This is a genomic window from Streptomyces gardneri, assembly GCF_006539185.1.
In the GTDB taxonomy this organism is placed as follows: Bacteria; Actinomycetota; Actinomycetes; order Streptomycetales; family Streptomycetaceae; genus Streptomyces; species Streptomyces gardneri.
This window is the reverse complement of record NZ_BJMN01000012.1, coordinates 1-23743: the sequence shown is the minus strand read 5'-3', so window position 1 is coordinate 23743 and position 23743 is coordinate 1. Positions and strand designations below refer to the sequence as shown.

At 71.4% G+C, this 23743-nt stretch carries 26 protein-coding genes; 11 read left to right on the top strand and 15 right to left on the bottom strand.

Features of this window, described 5'->3' with window-relative positions; all coding sequences use genetic code 11:
- Nucleotides 1-3: 3 nt before the first annotated feature.
- The 3 genes from rocD to SGA01_RS09850 form a co-directional block, all read right to left on the bottom strand.
- Nucleotides 4-1209, bottom strand: coding sequence for an ornithine--oxo-acid transaminase (gene rocD / locus SGA01_RS09860; protein WP_141295437.1), 1206 nt, complete (start codon nt 1207-1209; stop codon nt 4-6).
- Between the two features lie 142 nt (nt 1210-1351).
- Complete coding sequence (locus SGA01_RS09855) at nt 1352-2158, bottom strand: hypothetical protein (protein WP_141295434.1); 807 nt, start codon at nt 2156-2158, stop codon at nt 1352-1354.
- Complete coding sequence (locus tag SGA01_RS09850; protein WP_141295432.1) at nt 2151-2747, bottom strand: RNA polymerase sigma factor; 597 nt, start codon at nt 2745-2747, stop codon at nt 2151-2153. The genes SGA01_RS09855 and SGA01_RS09850 overlap by 8 nt, the downstream gene beginning before the upstream one ends.
- A 56-nt stretch (nt 2748-2803) precedes the next feature.
- Between SGA01_RS09850 and trpS the strand changes: the two genes are divergently transcribed.
- Both trpS and SGA01_RS09840 read left to right on the top strand, forming a co-directional pair.
- On the top strand, nt 2804-3817 hold the full coding sequence (gene trpS, locus SGA01_RS09845; RefSeq protein WP_055641739.1) for a tryptophan--tRNA ligase: 1014 nt from the start codon (nt 2804-2806) through the stop codon (nt 3815-3817).
- A gap of 107 nt (nt 3818-3924) precedes the next feature.
- On the top strand, nt 3925-4521 hold the full coding sequence (locus SGA01_RS09840) for a 2'-5' RNA ligase family protein (RefSeq protein WP_141295430.1): 597 nt from the start codon (nt 3925-3927) through the stop codon (nt 4519-4521).
- Between the two features lie 31 nt (nt 4522-4552).
- Here the strand turns inward: SGA01_RS09840 and dprE2 are convergent, their stop codons facing one another.
- Nucleotides 4553-5317 (bottom strand): decaprenylphospho-beta-D-erythro-pentofuranosid-2-ulose 2-reductase, encoded by a 765-nt coding sequence (gene dprE2 / locus SGA01_RS09835; protein WP_055641737.1) that lies wholly within the window; start codon nt 5315-5317, stop codon nt 4553-4555.
- Nucleotides 5318-5514: 197 nt separating this feature from the next.
- Here dprE2 and SGA01_RS09830 point away from each other — a divergent pair, with 197 nt between their 5' ends.
- Nucleotides 5515-6432 carry a YihY/virulence factor BrkB family protein gene (locus SGA01_RS09830; RefSeq protein ID WP_141295427.1) on the top strand — a complete coding sequence of 306 codons (918 nt, stop codon included), beginning with the start codon at nt 5515-5517 and terminating at the stop codon, nt 6430-6432.
- On the opposite strand, the gene SGA01_RS09825 is transcribed toward SGA01_RS09830, so the two are convergent.
- On the bottom strand, nt 6350-7639 hold the full coding sequence (locus SGA01_RS09825) for a D-alanyl-D-alanine carboxypeptidase family protein (protein WP_229918321.1): 1290 nt from the start codon (nt 7637-7639) through the stop codon (nt 6350-6352). The two genes, SGA01_RS09830 and SGA01_RS09825, sit on opposite strands and share 83 nt — an antisense overlap.
- 109 nt (nt 7640-7748) lie before the next feature.
- Here SGA01_RS09825 and SGA01_RS09820 point away from each other — a divergent pair, with 109 nt between their 5' ends.
- The 3 genes from SGA01_RS09820 to SGA01_RS09810 all read left to right on the top strand — a co-directional run bounded on the left by SGA01_RS09820 (nt 7749) and on the right by SGA01_RS09810 (nt 11103).
- The gene (locus SGA01_RS09820) at nt 7749-8003 is read left to right on the top strand and encodes an SCO4848 family membrane protein (RefSeq protein ID WP_055641735.1); all 255 of its coding nucleotides are present in this window, start codon (nt 7749-7751) and stop codon (nt 8001-8003) included.
- Nucleotides 8004-8050: 47 nt separating this feature from the next.
- Nucleotides 8051-9358, top strand: coding sequence for a metallophosphoesterase (locus SGA01_RS09815; protein WP_141295421.1), 1308 nt, complete (start codon nt 8051-8053; stop codon nt 9356-9358).
- Between the two features lie 191 nt (nt 9359-9549).
- Nucleotides 9550-11103, top strand: coding sequence for an ABC transporter substrate-binding protein (locus tag SGA01_RS09810; protein WP_141295418.1), 1554 nt, complete (start codon nt 9550-9552; stop codon nt 11101-11103).
- A gap of 45 nt (nt 11104-11148) precedes the next feature.
- Here the strand turns inward: SGA01_RS09810 and SGA01_RS09805 are convergent, their stop codons facing one another.
- The 3 genes from SGA01_RS09805 to SGA01_RS09795 are packed head-to-tail and all read right to left on the bottom strand — an operon-like array spanning nt 11149 to nt 12772.
- On the bottom strand, nt 11149-11901 hold the full coding sequence (locus tag SGA01_RS09805; protein ID WP_141295415.1) for a TetR/AcrR family transcriptional regulator: 753 nt from the start codon (nt 11899-11901) through the stop codon (nt 11149-11151).
- A 10-nt stretch (nt 11902-11911) separates the two neighbouring features.
- The gene (locus SGA01_RS09800; RefSeq protein WP_229918320.1) at nt 11912-12331 is read right to left on the bottom strand and encodes a thiol-disulfide oxidoreductase DCC family protein; all 420 of its coding nucleotides are present in this window, start codon (nt 12329-12331) and stop codon (nt 11912-11914) included.
- A gap of 6 nt (nt 12332-12337) precedes the next feature.
- A complete protein-coding gene (locus SGA01_RS09795) occupies nt 12338-12772 on the bottom strand; it encodes a hypothetical protein (RefSeq protein ID WP_055641730.1) in 435 nt (144 codons plus the stop codon).
- Between the two features lie 124 nt (nt 12773-12896).
- On the opposite strand from SGA01_RS09795, the gene SGA01_RS09790 reads away from it, so the two are divergent.
- Nucleotides 12897-13670, top strand: coding sequence for an alpha/beta fold hydrolase (locus SGA01_RS09790; RefSeq protein WP_141295412.1), 774 nt, complete (start codon nt 12897-12899; stop codon nt 13668-13670).
- Nucleotides 13671-13712: 42 nt separating this feature from the next.
- Here the strand turns inward: SGA01_RS09790 and SGA01_RS09785 are convergent, their stop codons facing one another.
- Nucleotides 13713-14936 (bottom strand): MFS transporter, encoded by a 1224-nt coding sequence (locus SGA01_RS09785; RefSeq protein WP_141295409.1) that lies wholly within the window; start codon nt 14934-14936, stop codon nt 13713-13715.
- Between the two features lie 104 nt (nt 14937-15040).
- Between SGA01_RS09785 and SGA01_RS09780 the strand changes: the two genes are divergently transcribed.
- The gene (locus tag SGA01_RS09780) at nt 15041-15592 is read left to right on the top strand and encodes a MarR family winged helix-turn-helix transcriptional regulator (protein ID WP_141295406.1); all 552 of its coding nucleotides are present in this window, start codon (nt 15041-15043) and stop codon (nt 15590-15592) included.
- A 35-nt stretch (nt 15593-15627) separates the two neighbouring features.
- On the opposite strand, the gene SGA01_RS09775 is transcribed toward SGA01_RS09780, so the two are convergent.
- From SGA01_RS09775 to SGA01_RS09750, 6 genes are all read right to left on the bottom strand, one after another.
- Entirely contained in the window at nt 15628-16152 is a 525-nt protein-coding gene (locus tag SGA01_RS09775; protein WP_141295403.1) for a hypothetical protein, read from the bottom strand.
- A gap of 102 nt (nt 16153-16254) precedes the next feature.
- Complete coding sequence (locus tag SGA01_RS09770; RefSeq protein ID WP_024755306.1) at nt 16255-17013, bottom strand: succinate dehydrogenase iron-sulfur subunit; 759 nt, start codon at nt 17011-17013, stop codon at nt 16255-16257.
- Nucleotides 17013-18767, bottom strand: coding sequence for a succinate dehydrogenase flavoprotein subunit (gene sdhA, locus SGA01_RS09765; protein WP_141295400.1), 1755 nt, complete (start codon nt 18765-18767; stop codon nt 17013-17015). Before sdhA ends, SGA01_RS09770 begins: the two co-directional genes overlap by 1 nt.
- Nucleotides 18768-18792: 25 nt before the next feature.
- Nucleotides 18793-19272: a succinate dehydrogenase hydrophobic membrane anchor subunit gene (locus SGA01_RS09760; RefSeq protein WP_141295397.1), complete on the bottom strand. Its 480-nt coding sequence runs from the start codon at nt 19270-19272 to the stop codon at nt 18793-18795.
- An 8-nt stretch (nt 19273-19280) separates the two neighbouring features.
- Nucleotides 19281-19661 carry a succinate dehydrogenase, cytochrome b556 subunit gene (gene sdhC, locus SGA01_RS09755; protein WP_015035721.1) on the bottom strand — a complete coding sequence of 127 codons (381 nt, stop codon included), beginning with the start codon at nt 19659-19661 and terminating at the stop codon, nt 19281-19283.
- 192 nt (nt 19662-19853) lie between these two features.
- A complete protein-coding gene (locus SGA01_RS09750; protein ID WP_141295394.1) occupies nt 19854-20477 on the bottom strand; it encodes a 2-oxo-4-hydroxy-4-carboxy-5-ureidoimidazoline decarboxylase in 624 nt (207 codons plus the stop codon).
- Between the two features lie 166 nt (nt 20478-20643).
- Between SGA01_RS09750 and SGA01_RS09745 the strand changes: the two genes are divergently transcribed.
- The 3 genes from SGA01_RS09745 (at nt 20644) to SGA01_RS09735 (ending at nt 23690) form a co-directional block, all read left to right on the top strand.
- Nucleotides 20644-22281 (top strand): beta-N-acetylhexosaminidase, encoded by a 1638-nt coding sequence (locus tag SGA01_RS09745; RefSeq protein ID WP_141295391.1) that lies wholly within the window; start codon nt 20644-20646, stop codon nt 22279-22281.
- A 126-nt stretch (nt 22282-22407) separates the two neighbouring features.
- A complete protein-coding gene (locus SGA01_RS09740; RefSeq protein WP_141295388.1) occupies nt 22408-23052 on the top strand; it encodes a DUF4328 domain-containing protein in 645 nt (214 codons plus the stop codon).
- A 68-nt stretch (nt 23053-23120) separates the two neighbouring features.
- On the top strand, nt 23121-23690 hold the full coding sequence (locus SGA01_RS09735; RefSeq protein WP_141295385.1) for a hypothetical protein: 570 nt from the start codon (nt 23121-23123) through the stop codon (nt 23688-23690).
- The last annotated feature ends 53 nt before the right edge of the window (nt 23691-23743 follow it).

Genomic DNA, 23743 nt, shown 5'->3' with positions numbered 1-23743 from the left:
CTGTCAGTCCGACAGCACCTCCCGCAGCTGCTCGAGACCCCAGTCCAGGTCCTCCTTCGAGATGACCAGGGGCGGCGCGATCCGGATCGTCGACCCGTGCGTGTCCTTCACCAGGACCCCCCGCTCCATCAGCTTCTCCGAGATCTCCCGGCCCGTGCCCCTCGACGGCGCGATGTCCACACCCGCCCACAGGCCGCGCCCGCGCACCGCCTCCACCGCACCGCCGCCCACGAGCAGCCTCAGCTCGGCGTGGAGGTGCTCGCCCAGCTCGGCCGCCCGCTCCTGGTACTCGCCCGTCCGCAGCATCGCGATCACCTCCAGGGCCACCGCGCAGGCCAGCGGATTCCCGCCGAACGTCGACCCGTGCTCACCCGGCCGGAACACCCCGAGCACGGAACGGTCGGCGACCACCGCCGACACCGGCACGACACCGCCGCCCAGCGCCTTCCCCAGGATGTACACGTCCGGCACGACGCCCTCGTGCTCGCACGCGAAGGTCTTCCCCGTCCGGCCCAGACCCGACTGGATCTCGTCCGCCATGAACAGGACGTTCCGCCGGCGGGTCAGCTCCCGCACCCCCGGCAGATAGCCGGCCGGCGGGACCAGGACCCCCGCCTCGCCCTGGATCGGTTCGAGCAGCACCGCCACCGTGTTCTCGGTGACCGCCGCCTCCAGGGCGGTCAGGTCCCCGTACGGGACGATCTCGAACCCCGGCGTGTACGGGCCGAAGTGGTCCCGCGCCTCGTGGTCCGTGGAGAAGCTGACGATCGTCGTCGTCCGGCCGTGGAAGTTGTTCCCCGCGACCACGATCTTCGCGTGCCCGTCCGGCACGCCCTTCACCTCGTACCCCCACTTCCGGGCGGTCTTCACGGCCGTCTCGACCGCCTCCGCCCCCGTGTTCATCGGCAGCACCGCCTCCTTGCCGCACAGGGCGGCGAGCTGCGTGCAGAACTCGGCGAAGCGGTCGTGGTGGAAGGCGCGCGAGGTCAGCGTCACCCGCTCCAGCTGCGCCTTCGCGGCCTCGATCAGCCGGCGGTTGCCGTGCCCGAAGTTGAGCGCCGAGTACCCGGCGAGCATGTCGAGATAGCGGCGCCCTTCGACATCGGTCATCCAGGCGCCGTCCGCCGAGGCGACGACGATCGGAAGGGGGTGGTAGTTGTGAGCGCTGTGCGCCTCCGCGGAAGCGATCGCGTCTTGCGTCCTCGACACGGGATCTCCGTTCGTCCTGCGGCCCGGGAGCTCAGGGGTTGTGGCTCCCCTTCTTATCGTCGCTCGCGCGCCGGAAGCGGAAACCTCGACGACGGCGCGCCCACCACACGCGGGCGCCCGCCGGCCAACGCCGCAGCCGCGGTCAGCCGGCCGACTCCGCCGTCCGGCGCGCCTCCTCCCGGTCCGGTATGCCCTCCAGCCGGAAGGTGAGCGCGCCCCCGCTCCGCGTCCAGAGGAGGGTGGGGCCCGCCGTGCGGACCTCATGGGTCCAGCTCCCGCCCGTCCCGTCCGTCATCGGGACCGTCAGCAGATGCGGAGCCGCGAACCAGTAGCCCTGCGCCCCGTCCGGCAGATCCACCCACTCCGGCTGCGTCGTGACCTCCTTGGCGAAGCCGATGTCCAGCCGGGCCGGGAACTCGTCCAGCCGGACCGTCCGCTCCCCGACGCGCCAACACAGGCTGATCACCGCCCGGCCCCGCTCGGCCGACCCCGTCACCGAGACCGCGTCCGGCGCGCCGAGCGCGCCCGGTATCACCGGCTCGAACCCGGCCCTGCGCCCGGCCTCCGCCGCCGGCACCGGGTCGGAGCAGCCCGGCACCGCCCCGCCGGGCGGCGCGGTGCGGCCCGCGGGGTCGTGGGCGTAGCGCACGGTGACCCCGCCGAAGCCGAACCAGTCCGCCACCGCCGCCCGCACGGGAGGGGTGAGCACCAGCACGATCAGCACCCCGGTCAGGCCGGCCACCAGCGCCCGCCGCCGCTCCCGCACCCATGCCCGCACCCGCGCCCACCGCCGTCGCCACGGCCCCGGCAGCTCCGGCGCGGGCGTCGGTACATGCTCGGCGAGGAGCTGCGCGAGCACCCGCTCCGCCATGGACCCGCCGTCCACGTCGGGCACCCGCAGCCGCCGCCCCAGCTCCCGCAGCTCCTCCGGAAGCAGCTCGTCAGCCACGCTCCTCACCTCCCTCCAGCACGAGTCCCAGCTTCTTCAGCGCCCGGCTCAGCCGGGACTTCACCGTCCCTCTCGGCCAGCCGAGCGCCGCGGCCGTCTCCGCCTCGTCCAGCTCCAGCAGATAGCGGTGGATCACCACCTGCCGATGGTCCTCGGCGAGACCGTCCAGGGCGTCGAGGAGCCGCCGGCTCCGCTCCCGCTCCTCCGCGGCGACCGCCGGGTCCGCCGACTCCGGTATCCGCGGCTCGCCGCCGAGCAGGTCCGCCTCCCGGTCCGCGACGGCCCGCTGCCGACCCGCCGAGCGCACTGTGTTCCTGGTCTCATTGACGACGATCCGCAGCAGCCACGGCCGGAACGCCGCACCCTCCTTGAACCGCCCCAGCGAGCGGTACGCCTTGAAGAACGCCTGCTGCACCACGTCCTCGGCCTCCGGCCCAGCGCCGCACGCCACGGCCGCCCTCAGCGCCACCGCCGTGTGCGCGCGGACCAGCTCCGCGTACGCCTCCGGCTCTCCGGCGCGCACCCGTGCGATCACCACGGCCTCGTCGTCGACCAGGCCCCCCTCCCGGGTCCCCTCCCGCGTCCTCACACTCTTGATACACCGGCAGTCGGGGATCGGTTCCCACACCTGAGAGAATGATGTGCATGGCCTCTGATCGTCCTCGCGCGCTCTCCGGAATCCAGCCCACGGCGGGCTCTTTCCACCTCGGCAACTACCTCGGTGCGGTCCGTCAGTACGTCGCGCTGCAGGAGTCCCACGACGCCTTCTACATGGTCGTCGACCTGCACGCCATCACGGTTCCGCAGGACCCCGCCGAGCTGCGGGCGAACACCCGCCTCGCCGCCGCGCAGCTGCTCGCCGCCGGGCTCGACCCGGACCGCTGCACGCTGTTCATCCAGAGCCACGTCCCCGAGCACGCGCAGCTCGGCTGGGTCATGAACTGCCTCACCGGCTTCGGCGAGGCCTCCCGCATGACGCAGTTCAAGGACAAGTCGGCGAAGCAGGGCGCCGACCGCGCCACCGTCGGCCTCTTCACGTACCCGATCCTCCAGGTCGCGGACATCCTGCTCTACCAGGCCAACGAGGTCCCGGTCGGCGAGGACCAGCGCCAGCACATCGAGCTGACCCGCGACCTCGCGGAGCGCTTCAACGGCCGCTTCGGCGACACCTTCACCGTCCCCAAGCCGTACATCGTCAAGGAGACCGGGAAGATCTACGACCTCCAGGACCCGACGATCAAGATGAGCAAGTCGGCGTCCACGCCGAAGGGCCTGATCAACCTCCTGGACGAGCCGAAGGTCACCGCGAAGAAGGTCAAGAGCGCGGTCACCGACACGGACACCGTGATCCGCTTCGACCCGGAGAACAAGGCCGGCGTCTCCAACCTCCTCACCATCCTGTCCACCCTCTCCGGGACGAGCATCGCCGACCTGGAGAAGAGCTACGAGGGCAAGATGTACGGCGCGCTGAAGACGGACCTGGCCGAGGTCATGGTGGACTTCGTCACGCCGTTCCGGGCCCGGACCCAGGAATACCTGGACGACCCGGAGACGCTGGACTCGATCCTGGCCAAGGGCGCGGAGAAGGCCCGCGCGGTCGCGGCCGAGACGCTGGCGCAGACCTACGACCGGATGGGCTTCCTGCCCGCCAAGCACTGAGTCCTAGGACCCTGGCCACGAGGGTGGTGCAGGACGCACACTGGCGGCTGCACCACCACAAGCACGACCACAGGCACACGACTCGACGGACGACGGAGGAGAACGACGTGGGGACCGTAACGCTCGGCGTTTCGATCGCGGTCCCGGAGCCCTACGGCAGCCTGCTCCAGGAGCGGCGCGCGGGCTTCGGGGATCCCGCCGCGCACGGCATCCCCACGCACGTCACCCTCGTCCCGCCGACCGAGGTCGCGGAGGAGCGGCTCCCGGAGATCGAGGCGCACCTCGCCGGGGTCGCCGCCGGGTACCAGCCGTTCCCCGTCCGTCTGAAGGGCACGGGGACCTTCCGGCCGCTCTCCCCGGTCGTCTTCGTGAAGCTCGAGGAAGGCGTCCCCCTCTGCAACCGGCTCCAGCACCGGATCCGGGACGAGGAGGGACCGCTCGCGCGCGAGCTCCAGTTCCCGTACCACCCGCACGTCACCGTGGCGCACGCCATCTCCGAGGAGGGGATGGACCGGGCGTTCGAGGAGCTCGCCGGGTACGAGGCGGCCTGGACGTGCCGCTCGTTCGCGCTGTACGAGCAGGGCCCGGACGGCGTGTGGCGGAAGCTGTACGACTACGAGTTCGGCAGCGGACGCCCGATCTCGGCCGTCCCGACGCAGGGCGGCAGCCCGGTCGACGCGCCGACCGCCACCCCCGCCGGCTGACCCTTCCCGCTCGGGCTCCCGCTCCTGCCTCTCACACGGGCAGGAGGCGGAAGAGCGGCCTCGGCAGGTGCCGTACCGCCGACATCGCCATCCGCAGCGTCCCCGGCACCCACACCGTCTCCGAGCGGCGCCGCAGCCCCAGCTCGATCGCGGTCGCGACCGCCTCGGGAGTGGTCGCGAAGCCGGACCGCCGGGAGCCGGACCGCCCGGGCGCGGCCGCCGACCGCACGGATCCGGGCCGGACGACCATGACGTGCGCCCCCGTGCCGTACAGCGCGTCCCCGAGGCCCTGGGCGAAGACGTCGAGACCCGCCTTCGACGACCCGTAGATGAAGTCGGCGCGCCGGGCCCGCTCGCCCGCCACCGAGGAGAGCACCACCAGCGAGCCGTGCCCCTGCGCCTGGAGCGCGCCCGCGCACACCAGGCCGGCCGAGACGGCGCCCGTGTAGTTGGTCTGCGCGACGCGGACGGCGGCGACGGGGTCGGCCTCGTCGTGCGCCTGGTCGCCGAGGACCCCGAAGGCGAGCAGCACCACGTCGACGGGCCCCTCCGTGAAGATCTTGCCGAGCCGCTCCTCGTGCGACTCGGTGTCGAGCGCGTCGAAGGGGACGGTGTGCACGTCCGTGCCGAGCGCGCGCAGCGAGTCCGCGGCGGCGGTGAGCGCGGGGGAGGGGCGGCCGGCCAGCCAGACCGTCCGGACGCCGCGGGCGATCATCCGGCGCGCGGTGGCGAGCCCGATGGCGGAGGTGCCGCCGAGGACGAGCAGGGACTGCGGGGTGCCGAAGGCGTCCTTCATCGTGGGGTACTCCTCAGAGGGCGGTGGGTCTCGACGGCCATCAGGGTGACCGTATAGCCGGACCTGTCGCTTATGCCGGTATTGCTGCCGTCGCCTCCGGGATGTCGGTCCCCGGCGCGGCTGCCCCGCCGGGGGATTCTCGTACTCCGGGCACCGGGCCTTTCCCGGACCAACGGACCGAGGGGTACGCGTACGACATGGACTGGCTGACCAAGCTCCCCGTCATCGGCCCCGTGGCCACCCGCCTCATGCGGACCCACGCGTGGCGCTCGTACGAGACCCTCGACGAGGTCCACTGGAGCCGGCTCGCCGCCGCGATCACCTTCCTCTCCTTCCTCGCCCTCTTCCCGCTGATCACCGTCGCCGCCGCGATCGGTGCTGCGCTCCTCTCCCAGAAGCAGCTGGACAAGATCGAGGAGAAGGTCGCCGACCAGGTGCCCGGCATCTCCGACCAGCTCGACATCGACGGGCTCGTCGCCAACGCCGGCACCGTCGGACTCATCGCCGGCGCCCTGCTGCTCCTCACCGGCATCAGCTGGATCGGCGCCATGCGGGAGTGCCTGCGGGTCGTGTGGGGCCTCGACGACGCCGAGGAGGGCAATCCGATCGTGCGCAAGGGCAAGGACACGCTCGTGCTCCTCGGCCTCGGCGGCGTCGCGATCTGCTCGCTCGCCGCGTCCTGGCTCGGCTCCACCGCCGTCGGCTGGACCGCCGACCGGGTCGGCATCTCCGGCGAGGGGGCGGGCGGCTATCTGCTCCAGGCCGCCGCCGTCCTCGTCGCCGTCGTGGCCGACTTCCTGATGCTGCTCTACCTCCTGACGCTGCTGCCCGGCGTCCAGCCGCCCCGGCGCCGGCTCGTGGTGGCGGCGCTCATCGGCGCGGTCGGCTTCGAGCTGCTCAAGCTGCTGCTCGGCGGCTACATGAAGGGGGTCGCGGGGAAGTCGATGTACGGGGCCTTCGGCACGCCGATCGCCCTGATGCTGTGGATCAACTTCACCGCGAAGCTCCTGCTCTTCTGCGCGGCCTGGACGGCTACGGGTTCACGTCCGGATCCCGAGGAGCCCGCGAGCGCTGCCGACGCGAGCCCGAACCGGCCAGCGGCCAGCGGCGGTTGACGAGGAAGACGGCGCCGGCGAGCAGGACGAGCACCCCGCCCGCGATGCTCAGCGCGATCCCGACCCCGCCGGACTTCTCCTCGGAGACGGCGGCGGTCGCCGACGCACCGGGGGCCTGCTTCCCGGGCGCGGGCGTGGTCCCGCCGCCCGACCCGGTCCCCGTGCCCGTGCCCGTACGGGCCGACGCGGGCGGCACCAGTTCGCCCACCGGGGTCACCTTCCCGGCCGCCGCGAAGCCCCAGTCGAGCAGCCGGGCGGTCTCCTTGTAGACCGCGTGCTGCTCCTTCGAGGACGGGTTCATCACGGTGACGAGCAGGACCTTCCCGCCGCGCTCCGCGACGCCCGTGAAGGTGGATCCCGCGTGCGTGGTGTTGCCGTTCTTCACGCCGGCGATCCCCTGGTAGGGGGCGACGCCGAGGTCGCCGGTGAGGAGCCGGTTGGTGTTCTGGATCTCGAAGGTCTCGCGCTTCTTGCCCGGCTTCAGCTCGCCGGGGAAGGCGGCGCGGGGCGTGGCGGCGTACTCCCGGAAGTCCGGCTTCTGCATGCCGTTGCGGGCGATGAGTGTCAGGTCGTACGCGGACGAGACCTGGCCCGGGGCGTCGTAGCCGTCCGGGGAGACCACGTGGGTGTCGAGCGCCTGGAGCTCGGCCGCGTGGTCGTTCATGTCCTTCACGGTCTGCGGGATGCCGCCGTTCATGGCCGACAGGACGTGGACGGCGTCGTTGCCGGAGCGGAGGAAGACACCGAGCCACAGGTCGTGGACGCTGTAGGTCTGCTTCTCCTTGATGCCGACCAGGCTGGAGCCGGAGCCCATCCCGGCCAGGTCCTGGGTGGTCACCAGGTGGTTCTTCGTCTTCTCGAACTTCGGCAGCACGGTGTCCGCGAAGAGCATCTTGAGCGTGGACGCCGGGGCGAGCCGCCAGTGCGCGTTGTGCGCGGCGAGGACCTGGCCGCTCTCCGCGTCCGCGACGATCCAGGACCGCGCGGACAGCTCCTTGGGCAGCACGGGGGCACCGGGCAGCAGCTGGGCCTGGGTGCCGGGCTTCCCGAGCAGCGCGCCGCCGACCGCGGACATCGTGGCGGGCGGTTTGGGCTGCTTGTCCTTCGTGTCCTTCCCTTCGTCCGCGTGGGCCGCCGGCGCGGCGATGACGAGCGGCAGGAGTACGGCAGCAGCGACCGCCCAAGCGGTCCTCTTCGAAGCAGACACGGTCGAAAACGTACAGGTACGGAACAGGGATCCGAACCCCACCGGGCGGTTCGTCCGGGCTCGTCCACCCGGACGCGGGTCCCGAGAGGCGGACGGTGATACTGGGGCCATGAAGCTCAGCCGTCGCGTCTCCTGGTTCCTGCTCGCGTTCGGGGTGTGGAGCTGGTTCATCTGGATCACCTTCGTCAAGAACCTCTGGAACGACGGGAGCGGCCTCGCCTTCGACGACGCGGGCGACCCGACGGCCTATTTCTGGGTTCACCTGCTGCTCGCCGTCACGTCCTTTGTCTTGGGGACGGTGATCGGTGTGCTCGGGTTGCGTGGTGTGCGCGGCGCGCGTCGCGATACCGGTCACAGCTCCTAGGACTGTCCGGTCCTGGGCGGAAAAGCGAGAAAGAGGGGGTTCGGGGCGTGGTCGCCTTCCTGCTGATCCTGGTCGTGGTCCTCGCCGTGCTCGGCGGGGTCCACTGGTACGTGTGGCGGCGCCTCGTCCGTGACGTGACGGCGCCCGGCGGGCTGCCGCGCCGGCTGGGCACGGCCGTCGTCGTCGCCCTGCCGCTGCTCTCGCTCGCGGCCCTGAGCTCCTCGCGCGCCGGCGCGCCCTTCTGGTTCCAGCAGGTCGTCGCCTGGCCGGGGTTCCTGTGGCTCGCGCTGCTCCTGTACGTGACCCTGGCCCTGATCGTCGGCGAGGCCGTGCGGCCCGTCCTGCGTGCCCGGCTCGCCCGGCGCGACGCGAAGGCCGCCGTGCCGCCGGAGGCCGCCCCCGCGCCCGTCCCGGCCGTCGAGCCCGAGCCCGTGACCGTGCCCGACGCGGGGAAGCCTGCGTCCGTGTCCACGCCCGTGCCCGTGCCGGCGGAGGAGCCCGCGCCTCCGGCCGTCGCCCCCGCCGACGTCTCCCGGCGGCTCTTCGTCTCGCGCGTCGTCGGCGGGTCCGCCGCGGCCGTGGCGCTCGGGACCGTCGGGTACGGCACGTACGGCGTGCTGCGCGGGCCGCGGGTCAAGCGCGTCACCGTTCCGCTCGCCAAGGTGCCGCGCGCCGCGCACGGGTACCGGATCGCCGTCGTGTCCGACATCCACCTCGGGCCGATCCTGGGCCGTGCCCACAGTCAGCGGATCGTGGACACGATCAACTCCACCCAGCCCGACCTGATCGCGATCGTCGGCGACCTCGTCGACGGCACCGTCGAGAACCTCGGCTCCGCCGCCGAGCCGCTCGCCCGGCTCCGCGCCCGCCACGGCTCCTTCTTCGTGACCGGCAACCACGAGTACTTCTCGGGCGCCGACGCCTGGGTCGACCACGTACGCGAGCTCGGCCTGCGCCCCCTGCGCAACGAGCGCGTGGAGATCGCGGCCGGCTTCGACCTCGCGGGCGTCGACGACGTCGCGGGGGAGAGCGAGGGCCAGGGCCCCGACTTCGCCCGCGCCCTCGGCGACCGCGACCGGGCCCGTGCCTCCGTCCTCCTCGCGCACCAGCCGATCGTCGTCCACGACGCCGTGCGCCACGGCGTGGACCTCCAGCTCTCCGGCCACACCCACGGCGGTCAGCTCTGGCCGGGCGAGTACCTCGCCGAGCTGGCCAATCCGACCGTCGCCGGCCTGGAGCGGTACGGCGACACCCAGCTGTACGTCTCGCGCGGCGCGGGCGCCTGGGGACCCCCGGTCCGGGTCGGCGCGCCCTCCGACATCACCGTCGTCGAACTCGCCTCGAAGCAGGCGTAATCGGGGCGGGTGACGCCCTGCACGGAGAGCGATACGTGCTGCTAGGCGACTTAAAGTCTCATATCCCGGACATTTACCTGCTGTGTGAAAGTTTTTCCTTCCCCCTGTGAAGGTCGTGTGATTGGCTGTCTGCAATGCGGCGTTTCGGGGGGCGTCGTGCCTTAGGTGGTACGAAAAAAGGAAACACGGCAATGCGGTCGACGGTCCGTCTGCGGATCCTCATCACTTGTGGAGTACTGGTGGCGGCCGGGGTCGGGGGCTGGCAACTCCTGCCCTCCGACAGCGGCCGGAATGATCCCATCGGCGTCGGCACCACCGACGCGATCACTTCACTCGACCCGGCCGGTGCGTACGACGCCGGTTCCTGGGCCATGTACAGCAACATCTTCCAGTCGCTGCTGACGTTCAAGCCGGGGTTCACGACCCCCGTTCCGGACGCGGCGGAGAGCTGCAAGTTCGTGGGCAGCAAGCTCACCACGTACCAGTGCACGCTCCGCGACGACCTCTCCTTCGCCAACGGGCGCAAGGTGACCGCCGAGGACGTCAAGTACTCCTTCGAGCGGATGCTGCGCATCAAGACGGACGTCGGCCCGAAGGCCCTCTTCCCGACCCTGAAGAGCGTCACGTCGCAGGACCGCACGGTCACCTTCCACCTGAGCGGCCGGGACGCGACCTTCCCGCTGAAGGTGGCCACGGGTGCCGGCTCGATCGTCGACAAGGACCAGTACCCGGCCGACAGGCTGCGTACGGGCTCCGGCGTCGACGGATCGGGGCCGTACGTCCTCAAGGAGTACAAGGAGGGCGAGTCCGCCCTCCTGGAGCCCAATCCGAACTACAAGGGCGCCGTCACCAAGACCGGCGGCCCGGTCCTCGTGAAGTACTACGGCCAGTCCGCGGACCTCGCCGACGCCTGGAAGGCGAAGGACATCGAGGTGACGCACCGGCAGCTCCCGCCGGAGTTCCTCTCGAACCTGGAGACCAAGGACGGGACGCGGGTCACCGAGGCGGAGAGCGCCGAGATCCGCAACCTCAACTTCAACGTCCGGCCCGGCACGCCGATGGCGGACAAGGCCGTGCGCCAGGCCGTCGCCGCCGTCATCGACCGCCCCGAGATCGCCACCGGCGCGTACAAGGGCTCGGTCGAGCCGCTCTACTCCCTGATCCCGCAGGGCTTCGTGGGCCACAGCACGGCCTTCTACGACGCCACTCCCGCGCCGAGCGCGAAGAAGGCGAAGAAGCTCCTGAAGGCCGCCGGGATCGCGACCCCGGTGAAGTTCACCTTCGGCTACCGCGCGGACGCCACCTACGGCGCCGAGACCGCCGAGATCAAGCGGCAGCTGGAGGAGACCGGTCTCTTCGAGGTCGAGACCGTCGAGGTCAAGTGGACGGAGTTCCAGAAGGCGTACGCGAAGGGCACCTACGACGCGTACACCGTCGGCTGGCTCCCCGACTTCCCCGACTCCGACAGCTTCACCGCGCCGCTCGTCGGCACCGCGAACACCCTGCACAACGGGTTCTCCAGCAAGCGGATCGACACCCTGATCTCCTCGACGCAGCAGTTCAGCGACCGCTCCCGGGCGGCCTCCGACTTCAAGGAGATCCAGGACGAGGTCGCCGACGACGTCCCGCTCGTCCCGCTGTGGCAGAAGAAGGACTTCGTCCTCGCCACGGAGGCCGTGGCCGGCTCCCAGTACCTCACGGACGGCACCGGCATCTGGCGCCTGTGGGAGCTCAGCTGGATCTGAGGCCCGAGGCCCGAGGCCTGAGGTCCGAGGCCCCGGGCCCGTGGGTCAGGTGGTCGGCGGCTTCGCGGTGGCCCGCTTGGGCTTGCCCGAGGCCGCCATCCCGGCCGCCGTCGGCATGAAGTCGGAGAGCAGCTCGTGCGTCTCCTTGACGAGCGGACGCAGGATCCGGAAGCGGGAGAGCGAGATCGCCCGGGCCGTGACCGGTGCGAGCCGCTCGACGAGCCGCCGGCTGTTCGCGGCGCCCTCCGAGCGGTCGTACACCCAGAACAGCACGAGGCCCATCTGCTGGAGCCACAGCAACTGCGGGAGCGCCTCGGCGAGTTCCGGGTCGACCTTGACCGACGCTCCGGAGATGACCCGCCGGTGGACCTCGATCGCCGCCTCGCGCGGGCCCTCCGACTCCGGTGAGAACGGGCTGAGCGGGCTGTCCGGGTCGGCGGCGTTCTTGAAGAACTGCGAAGCGAACTCGTGGTACGGCTCGGCGATGTCGAGCCAGCCGAGATAGACGCCCTTGATCCGGGCGTGGAGGTCCTTCTCGGGGCCGTTCAGGATGGGCTCGACCGCGGCCTGGTGCTCCTCGGCGATCCGGTCGTAGAAGCCCTGGACGAGGTGCTCCTTGGACGAGAAGTAGTAGTACGCGTTGCCGACGGAGACCCCGGCCTCCTGGGCGATGGCCCGCATCGTCGTCTTGTCGTAACCGCGCTCCTTGAACAGCCGGAGCGCGGTTTCGAGGATGAGCGTGCGGGTCTGCTCGCTCTTCGGGGCCTTCTTCTCGTCGGCCTTCTTCTCTTGCGTCACGGGACTGAGCCTAGTCGGGCGGACCGGGCACTTCGCAGTGCCCGTCCTCGCAGTGCCCGCCTTCCCGGTCCGGGCCCTTGAGGGCCTCGCGCCACTTCGCGGCGGCCAGGACGGTCACCCGGGCGAAGGGCTGCCCCGCGGGGGTGGCCAGCCAGTGGGCCCTGGCCCGGTGGTCGGCGAGCGCCCAGAGGCAGACGATCCAGGCGTTCGTCTCCCGGTAGACCTGGCCCCGGTCCCCGACCACGGTGATCTCCCGCAGGGTGGCGGAGTGGTCGAGGTCCGGGAAGCGGCGCCTGGCCTCGTGCGATCCGGCCGGTACGAGGTCGAGCGGGACGAGCTGCCGCTGCCGCAGCAGCCAGTGCCTGAGGTGCACGCAGAGCGGGCAGTCGGCGTCGTACAGGACGGTCAGGTGTCTCACGGGGGTGCGCACGGCGGTTCAGCGCTGGGGGGCCGGCGGGGCCCAGGGGCCGGCCTTGGGGGCAGCGGTCCAGCCCTGCGGACCGACCGGCGGCACCTGCTCGCGCTCCATGACGCCCCGGCGGCGGATCTTGTTGAGCACGTACACGTTGCCCAGGTGCATCACGCCGAGGACCAGCAGGACCACTCCGAGCTTGACGGAGAGGGCCTCGAAGAGGGCGCGGGTGTCGGTGACGGCCTCTTCCTGGCTCAGGTAGAGGGCGACGAAGCCGAAGTTGACGAGGTAGAAGCCGACCACGAGGAGGTGGTTGACGGCTTCCGCGAGCTTCTCGTTCCCGTGCAGGACGTCGGCGAGGAAGATCCTTCCGTTGCGGCTGAGCGTGCGGGCGACCCAGATGGTCAGGGCCACGCTGATCAGCAGGTAGACGACATACGCGACGACAGTGAGGTCCATGCCCCACCCTCCCTTGAACACGTTCAAAAGCTGTTGGGTATGACTGTAGACCTCCTCTTGAACGTGTTCAAGTCGCGTGTTCAAATCGGTGGCCGCCCGGATCCGCCGCATCTAGGGTCGGCGGGTGACGCTCTCTCATGACCTGGCCGGCCAAGGCCCCACGACCGTCGTCCTGCTGCACTCCGGGGTCTGCGACCGCCGGATGTGGGACGGGCAGTTCTCCGCGCTCGCCGAGGCGGGCCACCGTGTCGTCCGCTGCGACCTCCGCGGCTTCGGCGAGACCCCCGTCGACGCCGCGCACACCCACGCCGACGACGTCCGGGACCTCCTCGACCACCTCGGGATCGACCGCGCCGCCGTCGTCGGGTCCTCCTTCGGCGGCCAGATCGCCCTGGAGCTCGCCGTCCGCCACCCCGGACACGTCTCCGCCCTCGCCCTGCTCTGCTCCGGCATGCCCGGCTTCGAGCCGAGCGAGGAGCTGCGGGCCTGGGGCGGCCGCGAGGACGCCCTCCTGGAGGCGGGCGACCTCGAAGGCGCCGTCGAGCTCAACGTCGACACCTGGCTCGGCCCCGAGGCCGACGCGGCCGCCCGCGCGCTCGTACTGGAGATGCAGCGGCGCGCCTTCGAGGTCCAGCTGGCCGTCCCCGACGAGTTCTCGCCCGTCCGGACCGGGGTCACCGCGGACGACCTCGCCGGGGTCGAGGCCCCCGCGCTCGTGGTCGCCGGCGCCCACGACGTGCCCGACTTCCGGGCCGTCGCCGACGAGCTGACCAGGCTCCTGCCCGCCGCCCGCCGGCTCGACCTCGACTGGGCCGGACACCTCCCCGCCCTGGAGCGCCCGGCCGAGACCGCCCGACTGCTCACCGCCTTCCTGGCGGAGCTTCCCGGGCGGCCGTGACGGGACGTCAGTGAAGGCGGAGCACCCCCGAGAACGGGCCCGTCAGCGGAAGCGCCGCACCCCCGGGACGAGCGCCGTGCCGAGGCAGCAGCCGCCCACCACCACCGCGGCGGCGAGCAGCGGCACCTCGGGCCCCCAGGCGGAGGCGGCGAGCGGGGCCAGGGCGTAGCCCAGCGGCATCGCGGCCAGTGAGACCAGCCAGTCGTACGAGGTGACCCGGGCGAGCGCGTGCTCGGGCACCGCCCGCTGGACGGCGGTGTCCCACACGGGGGAGAGGAAGCCGAGCCCCGCCTGTGCGAGCCCGTAGGCCGCGATCGTCAGCGGCGCGGGCGCGGCCACGGCGAGCAGGATCAGGGGCAGTGCGTACGTGGCGAGCCCGAGGTTCGCCGTCAGGACGGGGCGCTTGGGGCGGGCCCGGCCGGCGAGCAGCGCCCCGAGGAGGAAGCCGACGGCGCCGACCTGGAGCAGGAGGACCCAGGTGGTGCCGCCGCCGAGCCGCTGCACGGCGACGGCGGGCCCGAGGGTCATGAGGACGGCCGCGGCGCCGTTCCAGGCGCTGTGGCCGATGAGGCTGGTCCAGTACCAGTCCCGGGAGCGGACCTCCTGCCAGCCCTCCGCCAGGTCGGCGCGGAGCGAGCGGCGCGGGATGCGCACCCTCGTCACCCGTACGGCCGTCAGGAGCAGGGCGCTGACGGCGAAGGTGGCCCCGTCCAGGACGAACGCCCAGCCCGGCCCCACGGTGAGGACGAGGGCGCCGGCGAGCGCCGGTCCGCCGAGCCGGCTGGCGCTCCGGGCGATCCCCATCGCCGCGTTGGCCCGGTGCAGCGCCTCGGGCGCCACGGTCCCCTTCACCAGCGGCGAGCCGGTCGGCATCGCGAAGGCTCCGGCGGCCCCGCCGATCGCCTCGGCGACCGCGAGGACGGCGAGGCTCGGGGTGCCGCCGAGCAGCTGGACGCCGACCAGGAGCTGTGTGGCGCAGCGTGCGACGTCGGTGACGAGGGCGACCGTACGGGCGTCGAAGCGGTCGCCGACGACGCCGCCGAGGGGCAGCAGGAGCAGTCGGGGGACCATCGCGCAGCCGAGGACGAGGGCGAGTGCCGAGGTGGATCCGGTGGCCTCCAGGACGGCGAGGGCGAGGGCGGCCGGGATCGCCGCGTCACCGAGGAGGGAGAGGGCGCGGCCGGTGAAGAGGAGGCGGAAGGAGCGGGTGCGCAGGGGATGGGGGACGGGTGCGGGCGCGACGGCGCGCGCGGGAGCTGCGGGCATGGACCGCAGAGTATTTCGGTACCGAATAATTCGTCAACGAAATACTTTCTCGGGGGCTTCCGGGCTCCCGGGCTTGATCCACCGCCCGGACGTACGATCACCCCATGGCGCTCCCCGACGAACCGCGTGCCCCCGGCGAACCCCGCGAACCCCACGACTGGACCGACGACCACGTCGCCCGCTGGCAGCCCGTCCTGCCCGGCCTCGACCCCGTCGTCGAAGGCGCCGTCACCCGGATGAAGAAGCTCTCCGTCCACTTCCGCCGGGTCAGGGAGCAGTCACTCGTCGACTTCGACCTGGAGCGCCACGAGTTCGACACCCTCCACAAGCTCGCCGGCCGCGGCGGCACCGCCGCCCCGTCCGAGCTCGCCCAGGACCTCGACCTCGCCCCCGCCTCCGTCTCCGGCCGCCTCGACGCCCTGGAGAAGCGTGGATTCGTCCGCCGTACCCAGTCCAGGACCGACCGCCGCCGGGTCGTCGTCGAACTCACCGAATCCGGTCACCAGACCTGGCTCGGCGCGATGGACGTCCTCGGCCACGAGGAGTACCGGCTCCTCGGCGTCCTCTCCCCCGAGGAGCGGAACCAGCTCAACGACCTGCTGCGCCGGATCATGGTCGAGGCCGAGAGCGCGGAGAACAGCCGCCACTGGGACTGACCGGGCCTTCGGGGCCGGCCGCCCCTGAGGACGGGTCAGACGCTCAGCGAGCGCGCGTAGTTGATCTGAGCCATCGCCCAGTGGATCGTGTCGGGGCGCACCGCCGGGATCATCGTCGAGTGGTGCTTGCCGCCGCTGTTCACCGTGATCTGGACGAAGCCCGTCGTCTGCTGCTCCTTCATCAGCAGGAACAGCAGTCCCAGACCGCAGGCCGCGACGAAGAGGCAGGCCAGCACGATGCCGACCGTCGAGATCTTCTCCTCGGTGCGCGACAGGTCCATCGCGTTCCACACCGCGCCCCGCAGCGGCATCGGCCCGGCCGGGGTGAGGATCTGGTCACCGACCACGCTGATGTCCCCGATGGCGAACGACGGCGCCCCGCCCGTCGGATACTGCGGCGGCACGACCACCCCGCCCGGCAGGGTCGGCTGGTAGGCCGGCGCCTGGTACGGCCCCGGTCCCGGCGTCGCGTCCTGCGGATACCCGTACCCCGGCGTCCCGGCCCCCTGGCCAGGCCCCCACTGGTACTCCCCGTCCGCGTAAGGGTTCGGCTCGCTCATCAGTCCCCGCTCTCCACACAGCTCCGCAACGGAAAAAGCCCGCTCCTGCACGCGCAGCGTACAGAAGCGGGCTTCACAGCCGAATGCTCGGCCGACGAGATGTCAGAAACGACGCGTGATCAGCGCGCGCTTGACTTCCTGGATGGCCTTCGTGACCTCGATGCCACGGGGGCACGCGTCGGTGCAGTTGAACGTCGTGCGGCAGCGCCACACGCCGTCCTTGTCGTTCAGGATCTCCAGGCGCTGCTCGCCCGCCTCGTCACGCGAGTCGAAGATGAAGCGGTGCGCGTTGACGATCGCGGCCGGACCGAAGTACTGGCCGTCGTTCCAGAAGACCGGGCAGGACGACGTGCACGCGGCGCACAGGATGCACTTGGTGGTGTCGTCGAAGCGCTCACGGTCCTCGGCGGTCTGCAGACGCTCGCGCGTCGGCTCGTTGCCCTTGGTGACCAGGAACGGCATGACGTCCCGGTACGCCTGGAAGAAGGGCTCCATGTCGACGACAAGGTCCTTCAGCACCGTCAGGCCCTTGATGGCCTCGACCGTGATCGGCTTCTCGGGGTTGATGTCCTTGATCAGCGTCTTGCAGGCGAGCCTGTTCTTGCCGTTGATCCGCATCGCGTCCGAGCCGCAGATGCCGTGCGCGCACGAGCGACGGAAGGTCAGCGTGCCGTCGACGTCCCACTTGATCTTGTGGAGGGCGTCGAGGACGCGCTCCTTCGGGTCGATCTCGATCTGGAAGTCTTCCCAGACCGAGGCGTCCGAGATCTCGGGGTTGAAGCGGCGGATCCGCATCGTGACCGTGATGTACGGGGAGGCGGCGGACTCGGCCTCGACCTTGTCCAGTACGGGGGTAGCCATCAGTACTTACGCTCCATCGGCTGGTAGCGGGTCTGGACGACCGGCTTGTAGTCGAGACGGACGGTCTCGGAGCCGTCCTCGCCGACCTCGCGGTACGCCATGGTGTGGCGCATGAAGTTGACGTCGTCGCGGTTCGGGTAGTCCTCGCGGTAGTGACCGCCGCGGGACTCCTTGCGCGCGAGGGCCGAGACTGCCATGACCTCGGCCAGCTCGAGCAGGTTGCCCAGCTCGATCGCCTCGAGGAGGTCCGTGTTGAAGCGCTTGCCCTTGTCCTGGATGGACACGTTCTCGTAGCGCTCGCGCAGCTCGGCGATCTTCTCGACGGCCGTCTTGATCGTCTGCTCCGTGCGGAACACCATCACGTTGGCGTCCATCGTCTCCTGGAGCTCGCGGCGCAGGTCGGCGACCCGCTCGCTGCCCGTGGAGTTGCGCAGCTTCTCGATCGTCGAGACGACGAGGGACGCCGGGTCCTCCGGCAGCTCGACGAAGTCGGCCTTGGCGGAGTACTCGGCGGCGGCGATGCCGGAGCGCTTGCCGAAGACGTTGATGTCGAGCAGCGAGTTGGTGCCGAGGCGGTTGGCGCCGTGCACCGACACACAGGCGACCTCGCCGGCCGCGTACAGACCCGGGACGACGGTGGTGTTGTCCGAGAGGACCTCACCCTCGACGTTCGTCGGGATGCCGCCCATGGCGTAGTGCGCGGTGGGCTGGATCGGGATCGGGTCCGTGTACGGCTCGATGCCGAGGTACGTACGGGCGAACTCGGTGATGTCCGGGAGCTTGGCGTCGAGCTGCTCCGGCGGAAGGTGCGTCAGGTCCAGGTAGACGTGGTCGCCCTCGGGACCGCAGCCGCGGCCCTCGCGGATCTCCGTGTAGATGGAGCGGGAGACGACGTCACGGGACGCGAGGTCCTTCATGACCGGCGCGTACTTCTCCATGAAGCGCTCGCCGTCCTTGTTGCGGAGGATGCCGCCCTCACCGCGGGCGCCCTCCGTCAGCAGGATGCCCATGCGCCAGATGCCCGTCGGGTGGAACTGGAAGAACTCCATGTCCTCCAGGGGCAGACCGCGGCGGTAGCACGCGGCCTGGCCGTCACCGGTCAGAGTGTGCGCGTTGGAGGTCACCTTGAAGAACTTGCCGGTGCCGCCGGACGCGTAGATCACGGCCTTGGCCTGGAAGACGTGGATCTCGCCGGTGGCCAGCTCGTAGGCGACCACACCGGCGGACTTCTTCACGCCGTCCTCCTCGACCAGCAGCTGGTCCAGGACGTAGAACTCGTTGAAGAACTCCACGCCCTCCTTGACGCAGTTCTGGTACAGCGTCTGGAGGATCATGTGGCCGGTGCGGTCCGCGGCGTAGCAGGACCGGCGGACCGGGGCCTCGCCGTGGTTGCGGGAGTGACCGCCGAAGCGGCGCTGGTCGATGGTGCCGTTCGGGGTGCGGTTGAACGGCAGGCCCATCTTCTCCAGGTCGAGGACGGCGTCGATGGCCTCCTTCGCCAGGATCTCGGCGGCGTCCTGGTCGACCAGGTAGTCACCGCCCTTGACCGTGTCGAAGGTGTGCCACTCCCAGTTGTCCTCCTCCACGTTCGCCAGCGCGGCGGCCATGCCGCCCTGCGCGGCGCCCGTGTGGGAGCGGGTGGGGTAGAGCTTCGTCAGCACGGCGGTGCGGCTGCGCTTCGTCGACTCGATGGCCGCGCGCATGCCGGCGCCACCGGCGCCGACGATGACGGTGTCGTACTTGTGGATCTTCATGACGTGGATTACCTCAGCCCCGTGCCTAGCGGATGTTCGGGTCGAAGGTGAAGATCACCAGCGTGCCCAGAAGGATGGTGAACACCGTGGCGGTGTACAGCAGGCCCTTGAGCCACAGGCGCGTGTTGGCCCGCTCCGCGTAGTCGTTGATGACGGTACGGAGGCCGTTGGCGCCGTGCAGCATGGCGAGCCAGAGCATCAGCAGGTCCCAGACCTGCCAGAACGGGGACGCCCAGCGGCCGGCCACGAAGGCGAAGCCGATCTTGGAGACGCCGCCGTCGAGGAAGAGCTGGATCAGCAGGTGGCCGAGGACCAGGACGACGAGGACCACGCCGGAGAGGCGCATGAAGAGCCACGCGGCCATCTCGAAGTTGCCGCGGGTCGCCTTCGGCGTCTTGCCGGTGCGCTTGCGCGGGGCCTCGATGTACGGCGCGGGGTTGTCCACGTCGTACACGGCGCCCTCGACGGGGCCGATGGCGGCGGAGGAGGTGGTGTCAGCAGACATATCTGGCGTCAGCTCCCGAACAGTTCACGTGCGGCGTGGCCGAGGACGGGGTACAGCGAGCCCGCCATCAGCACGACCCAGATGCCCACGACGGTCCAGAGCATCTGCTTCTGGTAGCGCGGGCCCTTGGACCAGAAGTCCACGGCGATGACCCGGAGGCCGTTCAGCGCGTGGAAGAGGATGGCTGCGACGAGGCCGTACTCCAGAAGAGCGACGATCGGCGTCTTGTAGGTCGCGACGACCTCGTCGTACGCCTCGGGCGAGACGCGGACGAGAGCGGTGTCCAGCACGTGTACGAACAGGAAGAAGAAGATGAGGACGCCGGTGACTCGATGAGCCACCCAGCTCCACATTCCTTCCCGGCCGCGGTACAGCGTTCCAGCCGGCACGGAAAAACCCTCCGGGAGCGGGGATCAGGGTCGGCCGGCTTCTCTGTCGGTCTGACCCGGCCGGGTACGGTCCACCGGCCCCGGTCATCGTAGCGACGACTTGTCGGTTCGCTCGCGCGGGGTCCATCGGTGTGATCAAACAGGCACGGACGGGCTATCCCACAAGCCGAAATCGCCCTGTTCCGGTCGGAATCACGCTTCGGAGTGTCGCCGCGTGAGGCCCTCGGCCAGCCGGAAGGCCAGCCGGGCGCGGGCGAGCCGGCGCAGTTCGTCGGCGGCGATCACGCGCTCTTCCTCCGGTTCGTTGCCGAGACGTGACCGGATGCCTGCCAAAACCTGGTCGAGACGCTCTCCTGGCCTTACTCCTTCGAGGCTGATCACGAACGCGTGTCCGAAACTGCTCTCGTACGCGGCGTGGGCGGCCCGCAGCGCGGTCCGCGCCGCCGACGGGGCGTCGGGGTGCGGCGGGGCGGAGGACTCGGCGGCCAGCGCCCCGTCGAGATCGGCGCGGGTCAGGTCGTAGCCGGCCTCGTCGGCGGCGGCGAGCAGGGCGTCGACCGTCGGGTACGGGCGGTGCGCGGCCACTCGTTCGGCCCACCGGGGACTGTGGCAGCAGGAGAGCAGCAGGGCCTCGGCCTCGGCGGGCGAGGCGGCGTTGAAACGCGTGAGCCCGTGGAGGGCGGCGTGGGCCGGGCCCTTGTTCTGGGCGGGTATGGCAGGCGTGTCCGTGGAGCCCGGGTTCCGGCAGGGGGCGTGGGTGTCGCTGGTCAGCGTGGGCTCCGGTACTCCGGGACGGGCGGGGTGGGCGTGACGCAACGTTATCGACGGGACGAGGGAAGTGTCCGACGGATGCACGAATTTCACCCGGAAGGGAGAGTTTCGGAACAAGTGATGGACGATCGGCTTCCGGTCCGCGGTTCCCGTCACCCGTTCAGCGTGTCCTCCGATTGGCCGGACCGTCTTCCGTACGGGAGGATTCCGAATGATGCGGTACTCCATACGGGTGCCCCGCCGGGGCACCGCACTGATGGCGACCGCGGTGGCACTGGCCACCGTGGCGGCCTGTTCGAGCGGCTCTCCGTCCGGGGCGTCGTCGTCCTCCGCGCCCTCCGCGCCCTCCGGCACGACGGCGACGAGCGCCGTGCCCACCAGCGCGCCGCCCTCCCCGACGCCGACCCCCACCCCGACGCGGACGTATCCGCTCTCCACCGCGCCCCGCACGGTCCCTGCCGTCCGTGACCACGAGCCCGCCCGCGGACCCGGCTGGAAGCCCGCGCCCGCCGCCGGGATCGTCCTCGGCCCGAACAGCGCGGGCCTCGCCGACGAGGGGAAGCTGCTCGCCGGGGAGCTCGGCGTCCCGTACCGCGGCGCCGTCGCCGCCGGACCCGGGGACGTCGAGCTGGCCCTGGGCGGGACGGGCGGCCCCGAGTCGTACACCCTGACCGTCCGTGACAACCGCGTCCGGATCAGCGGGCCCGACGAGGCCGGGGTCTTCTACGGCACGCGGACGCTCAAGCAGTCGGTCAAGGCCACCGGCGCCATGCCCGAGGGCGTCGTCACCGACGCGCCCGCGAAGCCCCAGCGCGGACTGAACGTCGACATCGCCCGCAAGTACTTCACCGCCGGCTGGATCGAGGACCGGCTGCGCGAGATGGCCGACCTCAAGCTCAACCAGTTCGGCCTGCACTTCTCCGACGACCAGGGCTTCCGGATCGCCTCGGACTCCCACCCCGAGATCGTCTCCGCCCAGCACCTCAGCAAGGCCGAGGTGCGCCGGATCCTCGCTCTCGCACAGAGCCTGCACATCACCGTCGTGCCCGAGATCGACTCGCCCGGACACCTCGGCGCCGTCCTGCGCGCCCACCCCGACCTCCAGCTGCGCAACGTCCAGGGGGTCCCGCGACAGGGCGCCATCGACATCTCCAAGCCCGCCTCGGCGCGGATCGTCGACGATCTGCTGCGCGAGTACTCCGCGCTCTTCCCCGGCGGCTGGTTCCACGTCGGCGCCGACGAGTACCAGGCGCTGACCGTCCGCAACCCCTCCGCCTCGTACCCGCAGCTGGCCACGGCGGCCCGGCAGAAGTACGGGCCCCAGGCCGGCGTCCAGGACCTGGCGGAGGGCTGGCTGAACGACCGGGCGGCGGTCGTCCGTGGCGAGGGCAAGGTGGCGAAGGCCTGGAACGACGGGTTCTTCCGCGGCGGCGTCGTCACCGCCGACAAGCGCATCGAGGTCGAGTACTGGACCGGCAAGGAGATCGGCGCGCGCCCGCCCGCCGAGTACCTGGCCGAGGGCCGCAAGGTCGTGAACCTCAACGACGAGTTCCTCTACTACGTCCTCGGCGAGCCCAACCAGTTCACGTACCCCACGGGCCGCCGCATCTACGAGCAGTGGACCCCGCTGGTCCTGCGGGGCACGACCCCGGTGCCGGCCCGGTACGGACCCCAGATCCTGGGCGGCCGGTTCGCGGTCTGGTGCGACCTGTCCCGGTCGCAGACGCAGGCGCAGGTGGCCGACGGGATCCGGATGCCGCTGACGGCGACGGCGCAGAAGCTGTGGGACGAGCGGAAGCCGGTCCTGACCTGGGACCAGTTCCGGGCGCTCGCGGCGAAGGTGCGCTGAGGCGACCCGACGTCCGGCGTGGACGCGGTGCGTCCGGTTCGCGTACGTTCCCCCGGCGGCGGCCGCTCGGCCGCCGCCGGCGCCCCGGGGAGGGGTGTCGCACGTTCCTGGGGGGAACCGCACACCATGCTCCGCAATCCGAACGGCCTTTCGTTTGCCGTCACGGCCCTGCTCGGCGGCACGATCCTCGCCGATGTCCTCAGCCTGTTCGCCACCTCCGAGCTCCGGACCGCCGTCACGGAGGATGTCGGGGGCGATGTGTCCGGGCGGGACCTCGCGATGGCGTCCATGGCCGTGGCGGGCCTGCTCCAGATCCTGCTGCTGCTCGCGACCGCGACCGTCTTCATCATCTGGTTCCACCGGCTGCGCGGGAACGCCGAGGTCTGGGCCGGGGGCCTCCAGGGCCGTACGCCCGGCTGGGCCATCGGCGGCTGGTTCATTCCGCTCGCCAACCTCTGGATCCCGCGCGGGATCGCCGCGGACATCTGGCGGGCCAGCCGCGCCGAGCCCTCGGCGGCCGACCGCCCGGGCGAACTCCTGCTGCTCAACGGCTGGTGGTCGGTCTTCGTCGTCGACACCCTCGTGGCGCGGGTGGCGGGCCGCATCTTCGACCGCGCCGAGAGCTTCGAGGAGTACGAGTCCGCCGCGAACTGGTTCCTCGTGAGCGACGCGCTCGACATCGTCGCCGCCGTCCTCGCGATCCTCTTCGTCCGGCGTCTGACCTCTATGCAGCACACCAAGGCCACTGGCATGATTCCGGCCGCGCAGTGACGAAAAAGCGCCGCCCGGCGCAGTAAGTGGAAGTACTGCGTCCGCATTCGGGTGGCGAGGAGGCGTCCATGACGTCGGCGAAGACAGCAACGGGCCGGAGCCTGCGGGACCTGATCGACGGGGCCGACGAGCGAGGGCTGGCCGCGGCCGGTCTCGCGTGCCTCGACCGCTGTCTGCCGCTGCTCGCCTCCGACGGGGGCGACGCCCTGCGGCCCGTGTGGGCGGCCGTCGCGCGCGGCGACGGGACGGCATGGGGCGAGGCCGTCGCCAAGGCCCTCGTCGAGCTGGGCCCGGCCGGTACGGAGGACGCCGAGGCCGTACGCGGGATGCTCGCGAGCGCCCCGCCGGCGTGGGCCGGCGAGGCCCTCCGCACCTGGGCCGATGCCTGTTCCGCCACCGCCCTCGCCCTGCACGGCGGCTTCGACGCCGCCGGGGTGCCGGACGGGCTCGTCGAGCGCTGCCGGGCCGGGGGCGCGGACGGCGCGGGCCCGCTGCTCGCCGGGGAGCTCCGCCGCCAGCAGGCCGTCCTCGAATCGGCCGCCCACGGCCCGACCGGTCTGCGCCGAGCCCGCGAGCTCTCCGTCGAGGGCGGCCGCGTGCTGCGCGCGGTCGTCTCGCGCCGGGCCCGCACCGCCTGAGTCGAGTCCGGGGGGGTGTCTTGCCGATCAGGCCGGGCTCGCGGGGTCTGGCA

Bases quoted from the DNA above. Each gene is read 5' to 3' on its own strand.
- SGA01_RS09795 (WP_055641730.1), bottom strand. From the start codon at position 12,772: ATGGACCTCACTGTCGTCGCGTATGTCGTCTACCTGCTGATCAGCGTG.
- SGA01_RS09740 (WP_141295388.1), top strand. From the start codon at position 22,408: ATGCTCCGCAATCCGAACGGCCTTTCGTTTGCCGTCACGGCCCTGCTC.
- sdhA (WP_141295400.1), bottom strand. From the start codon at position 18,767: ATGAAGATCCACAAGTACGACACCGTCATCGTCGGCGCCGGTGGCGCC.
- SGA01_RS09785 (WP_141295409.1), bottom strand. From the start codon at position 14,936: ATGCCCGCAGCTCCCGCGCGCGCCGTCGCGCCCGCACCCGTCCCCCAT.
- dprE2 (WP_055641737.1), bottom strand. From the start codon at position 5,317: ATGAAGGACGCCTTCGGCACCCCGCAGTCCCTGCTCGTCCTCGGCGGC.
- SGA01_RS09770 (WP_024755306.1), bottom strand. From the start codon at position 17,013: ATGGCTACCCCCGTACTGGACAAGGTCGAGGCCGAGTCCGCCGCCTCC.
- SGA01_RS09745 (WP_141295391.1), top strand. From the start codon at position 20,644: ATGATGCGGTACTCCATACGGGTGCCCCGCCGGGGCACCGCACTGATG.
- SGA01_RS09820 (WP_055641735.1), top strand. From the start codon at position 7,749: ATGAAGCTCAGCCGTCGCGTCTCCTGGTTCCTGCTCGCGTTCGGGGTG.
- trpS (WP_055641739.1), top strand. From the start codon at position 2,804: ATGGCCTCTGATCGTCCTCGCGCGCTCTCCGGAATCCAGCCCACGGCG.
- SGA01_RS09775 (WP_141295403.1), bottom strand. From the start codon at position 16,152: ATGAGCGAGCCGAACCCTTACGCGGACGGGGAGTACCAGTGGGGGCCT.
- SGA01_RS09810 (WP_141295418.1), top strand. From the start codon at position 9,550: ATGCGGTCGACGGTCCGTCTGCGGATCCTCATCACTTGTGGAGTACTG.
- SGA01_RS09760 (WP_141295397.1), bottom strand. From the start codon at position 19,272: ATGTCTGCTGACACCACCTCCTCCGCCGCCATCGGCCCCGTCGAGGGC.
- SGA01_RS09735 (WP_141295385.1), top strand. From the start codon at position 23,121: ATGACGTCGGCGAAGACAGCAACGGGCCGGAGCCTGCGGGACCTGATC.
- SGA01_RS09830 (WP_141295427.1), top strand. From the start codon at position 5,515: ATGGACTGGCTGACCAAGCTCCCCGTCATCGGCCCCGTGGCCACCCGC.
- SGA01_RS09780 (WP_141295406.1), top strand. From the start codon at position 15,041: ATGGCGCTCCCCGACGAACCGCGTGCCCCCGGCGAACCCCGCGAACCC.